This is a genomic window from Paenibacillus brevis, from assembly GCF_018919145.1.
Lineage (GTDB): Bacteria > Bacillota > Bacilli > Paenibacillales > Paenibacillaceae > Fontibacillus > Fontibacillus brevis.
In genome coordinates this window covers 120090-126907 of record NZ_JAHLQJ010000016.1, presented here as the reverse complement: position 1 = coordinate 126907, position 6818 = coordinate 120090, and the positions used below count along the sequence as shown (strand labels likewise).

Genomic DNA, 6818 nt, shown 5'->3' with positions numbered 1-6818 from the left:
CCAGCGTTCGTCCTGAGCCAGGATCAAACTCTCCATTAAGGTGTTTGACTTGCTCATTTCAATACTGACGAGAATGATTAATTCTCTTATAATACTCACTCGTTGTTCAGTTTTCAAAGATCAACTTCGGTTCTTTTTTCGTCACCAGCTCATCAGCGGCAACTTTTATAATATATCACATACTGCGAATCAATGCAACAACTTTTTTTTTTCAAAAAAGCTGGTGAAAGGAAGTTCATCCGTTCATTCTGCGCTTCGCAGCAGTGAATATTACTATACCTTATTCCTATAGGCAAAAGCAACCCCTAAGATAAAACTTCTTCAATATAGAGATGTCTCGCCTGAGTCAGATTAATAATCTCTCCTTGAACGGCCACCATAGGTCTCGTAGGGTATTGGCGGTCGGAGAATACAATTTCACCAATCTTGTCGTTGCTCAGTCTTACCCGCATTCCGGTATGGAATTGCGTCACCTTGTCAACAAAGGTCTGGACGATTGAAGGATCCAATTTACCGAAGGCTTCGGATTTGATCTGCTCCAGCACCAAATAAGGCGATTGCGCCTTCTTATATCTCCGATTAAGCGTCATCGCATGGAAGATATCGGCCACCGCAACGATTTTGGCATAGATATGAATCTTATCTCCGTTCAGGCGAAACGGATAACCCGTGCCGTCCATCTTCTCATGATGCTGCAAGGCTGTTAATCTGACCCCTTCATTGATGGCAGAGGTTTTCCGCAGCTGCTGATAGCCATAAGTCGTATGCATCCGCATCTCTTCCCGTTCTTCATCGGTCAGGGGACTTGGCTTGTACAATATGGCAGGATCGATCTTCGTATTTCCGATATCGTGAAGAAGGCCGGCAAAAGCAACCTGCATCCAATCCTTCTGAGGCAGGCCATGCCACTGAGCGATACAATAGGCAGTTAAAGCAGACAGAATCGCATTGTGGAACAAATAATCATACTCGCTCATGTTCCGAGGAATGAAGGTCAGCGCATTATAGCTCTTACTTTGCTTCAGGAGCTGTTCTAGTTGATGACGGAGTTCATAGATCGGCAGCTCTGCCGCTAAGACCGACTGAAATGCGCTCTTAATCAGATGAAGCATCCGCTCGTATTCCTTATGAAATTGGGCCGAGTTCGGCTGCTCTATTTCTGAGACCCTGGAAACAGCAGCATGATCCGTTGTTCCTTTTGACGATTTGCGGGCATCCAGCAACAGGGCTGAATCCGCTGAGGAATCAATCTCCACTTCATGAATCATAAAAGCCTTCAGAATATCGAGATCTCTTGGCAGTAATACCTTCCCTTTTTGCAAAAGTACACCGCCCAAGGGAGTATGTACATGACTTGCAATCTTATAGCCTGGCTTCAATTCGATTACAGGGACGCTGAGCATTTTCTCCCTCTCCTTACTTTTCCTTTAATCTAGAGATGGTCTCTTATTAGTGAAAAAGAACTAACAGATTCATTATATTACGAGTCTTCCTACCCAACAATCTTTAAATAAAAATAAAAGCAATCATCTGCCGTCAATTTTCAGACTGGCGGCAAATGATTGCTTCATTCAAACAGGTTCTCTATTCTTCGGATTCCGTAGAGTCAGAAGGAGCTTCCAATGTTTCCACTGCATTCTCCTCTGCTTCCTCCAACGCGCTCTCCGGCTCTTCCTCACTCTTGTCCGAGCGGCAAACTGTAGCTACAGAGTCGTCCTCACGAATACTGATCAGCTTCACACCCTGGGTATTGCGGCCCATGGTGGAAATGCCGGACATGCTCGTCCGAATCAGTGTTCCACTGGAGGTAATGATCATCAGATCCTCGTCATCCTTCACGACCTTAAGACTAACGACAGCACCATTCTTGCCGGTGACGTTGATTGTCTTGATCCCTTTACCACCGCGGCTTTGAATCCGGTATTCGGACGCTGGGGTCCGCTTCCCGTAGCCATTGGTGGTTACAATCAGGATATCCTGCTCCGGAACAATAACATCCATCGCAATAACCTGGTCGTTGGAATCCAGCGTGATTCCCTTCACCCCGGTTGCAGCTCTGCCCATCGAACGCACATCGCTCTCCGAGAAGCGGATCGACATGCCTTGCGCTGTCCCCATGATCACTTCCTGTTGACCATCTGTCAGCTTCACATCAATCAGCGTATCATCCTCACGCAAATGCACGGCAATCAAACCGCCCTTGCGGATATTGATATAATCCTCGATCGGCGTCTTCTTCACTACGCCCGAGCGGGTCGCAAAGAACAGGTACTTATCTTCATCAAACCGTTCCACCGGAATAACCGCATTCACGGTCTCTCCTTGCTCGATCTGAATCAGATTAATAATCGGAGTTCCCCGCGCGGTACGTCCAAGCTCCGGAATCTCATAAGCTTTCAGACGGTACGCCTTCCCTCTATCGGTAAAGAACATCAGATAATGGTGGGAGTTCGTCACGAACAGATGCTCCACGAAGTCATTATCCTTGGTATCCATCCCGATAACACCGCGTCCGCCGCGTTTTTGGCTGCGGTAGGTGGTCAGCGGCAGGCGTTTGATATAGCCGGTGTGAGTAATCGTAATAACAACTTCCTCTTGCGGAATCAGATCCTCATCAAGGATGCTCTCCTCACCCACTATAATTTCCGTACGGCGGTCATCGGAGAAGCGGTCACGAATCTCTTGCAGCTCCTCGCTAATGATCTGGAGCACAAGGCTCTCATTAGCCAGAATCTCACGATACTCCGCAATTTTAGCCAGCAGTTCCTGATATTCGTTCTCGATCTTCTCACGTTCGAGACCTGTCAGGCGTTGCAGACGCATATCAAGAATCGCCTGAGCCTGCTCATAACTAAGTCCGAAGCGCTCCATCAAGCCATTACGTGCAATCTCGGTGGTCTGGGAAGCACGGATCAAGGCAATGACCTCATCCAGATAATCCAGAGCAATCCGCAAACCTTCGAGAATATGAGCTCTGGCTTCAGCCTTCTTCAGCTCAAACTCTGTCCGGCGCCGAATAACCTCAACCTGATGCTGGAGGTAATGCTGTAACACTTCCTTCAGCGTCAAAATTTTAGGTTCATTGTTCACGATCGCAAGCATGTTGATGCCGAATGTGCTTTGAAGGGCCGTATGCTTGTACAGATTGTTAAGCACCACGTTAGGATTTACATCCCGGCGCAGTTCGATAACAACCCGCATCCCGTTGCGATCGGACTCATCGCGCAGATCGGTAATGCCGTCGATTCTCTTCTCCCGTACCAACTCGGCAATCTTCTCAACTAGACGCGCTTTATTCACTTGATAAGGCAGCTCGTCTACGATAATCCGGGCTTTATTATTGTGTTCTTCTATCGTTGTCTTGGCCCGCATCGTAATCGAGCCGCGGCCTGTCGTATAGGCTTGGCGTATGCCGGTGCGCCCGATAATATAGCCGGCCGTAGGAAAGTCAGGACCTTTAATATAATCCATCAAATCCAGCGAATCGATGTCAGGGTTCTCAATCATTGCTTGAACCCCGTCGATCACTTCGCCGAGATTATGCGGAGGAATATTGGTCGCCATCCCGACAGCGATCCCGGATACCCCGTTGACCAACAGATTCGGATAGCGGGCCGGCAGAACTACCGGTTCCTGCTCTTCGCCGTCATAGTTCGGCATGAAATCGATCGTTTCTTTATTGATATCTCGCAGCATTTCCATGGCAATCTTGGATAGGCGAGCTTCCGTATAACGCATTGCAGCTGCAAAGTCGCCGTCGATCGAACCGAAGTTACCGTGACCGTCAACCAACATATACCGCATCGAGAAATCCTGAGCCATCCGCACCATCGTCTCATAGACCGCCGAATCCCCGTGCGGGTGATACTTACCGATCACTTCGCCGACGATTCTGGCCGATTTTTTAAACGGCTTGTCAGGATGCATGCCTAGCTCATTCATCGCGTACAAAATACGGCGGTGAACCGGCTTCAGTCCGTCCCTTACATCCGGCAAAGCACGGCTAACAATAATGCTCATCGCGTAGTCCATAAAAGATTCGCGCATTTCCACATTAATGTCCCGGTCTATGATTTGCGACATTTTTTCTTCCGCCATGCTGGACCTCCTTCAATAATCAATCCAAATGCCTATGTAAAGGGAACACTATATTACTTGCACAAAATCCGAACAAATAAACGTGCCCTGCTTACATCCCATTTTTTACGATGGACACAAAATAAATGGGGATACGTCCATTCCCATTGCAGACTTAGGTCATACACTAGGAATATAGGCATTTTGAGAGGTTGTAGTTAGGTTCGTTCAAAAAACTTATAAAATCCCCATATCTTATAATTATACCATTGTTTTTCTCTTCTGTCCTATGTTTTTCATACCTGCATCTATCTGCAGTTGGGATTTTCAGAAAGGATGATATTGGAGTTGGCGATCCAGCGTATCCAAAGCAAGTGGGAAAAAACACTCCTTTTAAACCAAAGGGGAAGCCTGCGCCCGTACCTCCCCGACACTCGCAAATATACGTACAATCACCTGCAGGATATGGTGGAATTGTACGGATTAGTCTTCATGAAGCCTGACCGCGGAACCTATGGCAACGGCGTGATGAGCGTTGAGCCCTGGAAGGATGAGCTTGACCCTGATAACCCGCTCCGCTATAAGCTGAGGTTCGGTATAGAAAGCATATATTTTACTACCTTGGAGGAAGCGCATCAGAGCATTCAGTCTAGAATCGGCCAGCAGACTTATTTGATTCAAAAGGGAATTCATATGCTCACCTACCGCCGCCGAAAGTTTGACCTCCGCGCCCTTGTGCAAAGAACCCCCTCAAAAAAATGGGAAACGACCGGATTTATCGGCCGGGTTGCAGCGGAGCAGAAAATCATTACCAACTATCACGGAGGCGGCATGATCAAGCCCATCGAGGAACTGCTCGGTCCATATCTGGAGCCCTACCAATTTAGCTTGTTGTATAAAGAGATGAAGACGATTGGAGTAAGAACAGCCGCCCAAATGGCGCGCAAGTTTCCGAATCTGAAAGAGATCGGTCTGGATCTGGCTATTGATGAACAGCTGCGCCCATGGATTTTGGAAGTGAACACCTTGCCCGCGCTGTTTCCCTTTAAGTATCTCAAGGACAAGGAAATCTATAAAAAAATCCGCCGCTACGCCGTAGCCTATGGCAGGTACAAAAAGTAACGCCGCAGCCTCATAAAAAAACCTCCATGAAATCAACATCATTCAAGATGTTTCTTTTCAGGGAGGTTGCTTCTTTTTATTTTATCGATTCTGCAATTTTGACAAGCTCTTCCTTGTTCAGGCTCGGTCCTGTCTTATCCGTTACTAAGCTATAGAGAACCGTATCGGATTGCCAGTCTATCGAGGAGTCCCCGATCAAGGCGGCCGGCTGGCCGTTGATTTCGATTTCCTCTACCCGACTTTCCGTTGAGAATCCGTAGGCCGTTTCTTCGCTTGCTTCACGTTGAAACAATGTAAGCTCCTGACCTTGCGTATTTCGGTAGTACAGGGTGATGTATTCAGGTGCAGGCAGCCCGTCGTCATTATTATACTGCTCCGCCCGTTCAAATTGGTACCCTTCCGGCAAATAGGCCGGAACCTTTACCACGAATTTCGTATGATCGTTCAGCTTGGCTGCATCATGAATTGTCGTAATTCCTATGTCTTCCAAGCCTTTTTCCGCATCCTGCTTCGTAATGATCACACCGTCGCGATATTCCACGATTTCTTCCCCATCGGCCGTGTAAACTTTTTGGGTCGACACTGAAATTTGCGTCAACGCATTCCCATGCTCATCGAAGATCTTCCCTTGCAATTCATAAGGTACAGGGATGTTTCCTCCTTCGAGCTGAGGCTCTACCTGTTGGATCTCAATGTAACCTAGTGACAACTTATTAATAATCTTCCCCATCCATTCACCGGCAATTGCAGGCGGGGAGAACATGACTCCTACAAAGAGAAAGACTGCAGCGGCTGTAATCCCCCCCTTGAACCATCCCTTCTGCCAGATTGTTGCGCTGTCTGAAGCAATTGAGCCGGCAAACAACTCTTCTCTAGCTTGTGCTTTATAGGTCTTGGCACCAAAATCCATCCCAGAGAGCTTCTTTCCCAAATCCAATAAATCCGCAACCTCCGGATCATTTTGTTCCATTCCAGCGGGCATTTTTCCGTGCTTTAGGTAATTGTCCAAGCTATTCGTAAAGACATCGGCTGAAGTGTTAGGCTTCACTGTGATCCTCCCTTTCCAATTCCTTTTTCAACTTTTTCATGGACCTAAATAAAATGACGCCCACATTCGATTCGGAGCTATTCATGATCTTGGCGATCTCAACATTCTTCAGTCCGGCTCCAAACCGCAGAGCAATGATCTGCCTCTCTTTATCCGTCAACGCAGACAGGGCCTGAATCAAGTTAAGCGCTGATTCCTTGCTGATGACAGTCGCCTCCGGTCCGGATAACTTCGAATCTTTCTCTTCGATAACCTCCAAAGAACAAGTATTGTGTCTTTGAGAAGCTCGAAAGTAGTCAGTTAACGTGTTTTTGGCAATCGTGAAAATCCAGACTTCCAAAGGACGACGGCCTGGCTGAAAGGTATGATATTTCGCCACAATTTTTTCAAAAACTTGACTGGTGAGATCCTCCGCCGTATAACGATTGCCGGTTCGGTAACTGACATAATTGAAAATTCGTTCGTAGTAAGCTTCGAAGACCTCGGAAATACTTGCCTTGGATATTTTTTCACAAGCCATCTCGGGATTTACAGCTTCCGTACGGAACCATGCGCGCTGCTGCTGGTGCAT

General features: G+C 47.4%; 5 protein-coding genes. 1 reads left to right on the top strand and 4 read right to left on the bottom strand.

Going from position 1 to position 6818, the window contains the following annotated elements; genetic code table 11:
* Window positions 1-305: 305 nt before the first annotated feature.
* Window positions 306-1403, bottom strand: coding sequence for an HD-GYP domain-containing protein (locus tag KQJ23_RS18100; RefSeq protein WP_216480311.1), 1098 nt, complete (start codon window positions 1401-1403; stop codon window positions 306-308).
* Between the two features lie 181 nt (window positions 1404-1584).
* On the bottom strand, window positions 1585-4098 hold the full coding sequence (gene gyrA / locus KQJ23_RS18095) for a DNA gyrase subunit A (RefSeq protein ID WP_216480310.1): 2514 nt from the start codon (window positions 4096-4098) through the stop codon (window positions 1585-1587).
* Between the two features lie 327 nt (window positions 4099-4425).
* Here gyrA and KQJ23_RS18090 point away from each other — a divergent pair, with 327 nt between their 5' ends.
* Window positions 4426-5199 carry a YheC/YheD family protein gene (locus tag KQJ23_RS18090; RefSeq protein WP_249529874.1) on the top strand — a complete coding sequence of 258 codons (774 nt, stop codon included), beginning with the start codon at window positions 4426-4428 and terminating at the stop codon, window positions 5197-5199.
* A 76-nt stretch (window positions 5200-5275) separates the two neighbouring features.
* Here KQJ23_RS18090 and KQJ23_RS18085 read toward each other — a convergent pair whose 3' ends face one another.
* Entirely contained in the window at window positions 5276-6247 is a 972-nt protein-coding gene (locus tag KQJ23_RS18085) for a DUF4367 domain-containing protein (protein WP_216480308.1), read from the bottom strand.
* A complete protein-coding gene (locus tag KQJ23_RS18080) occupies window positions 6237-6818 on the bottom strand; it encodes a sigma-70 family RNA polymerase sigma factor (protein WP_216480307.1) in 582 nt (193 codons plus the stop codon). The genes KQJ23_RS18085 and KQJ23_RS18080 overlap by 11 nt, the downstream gene beginning before the upstream one ends.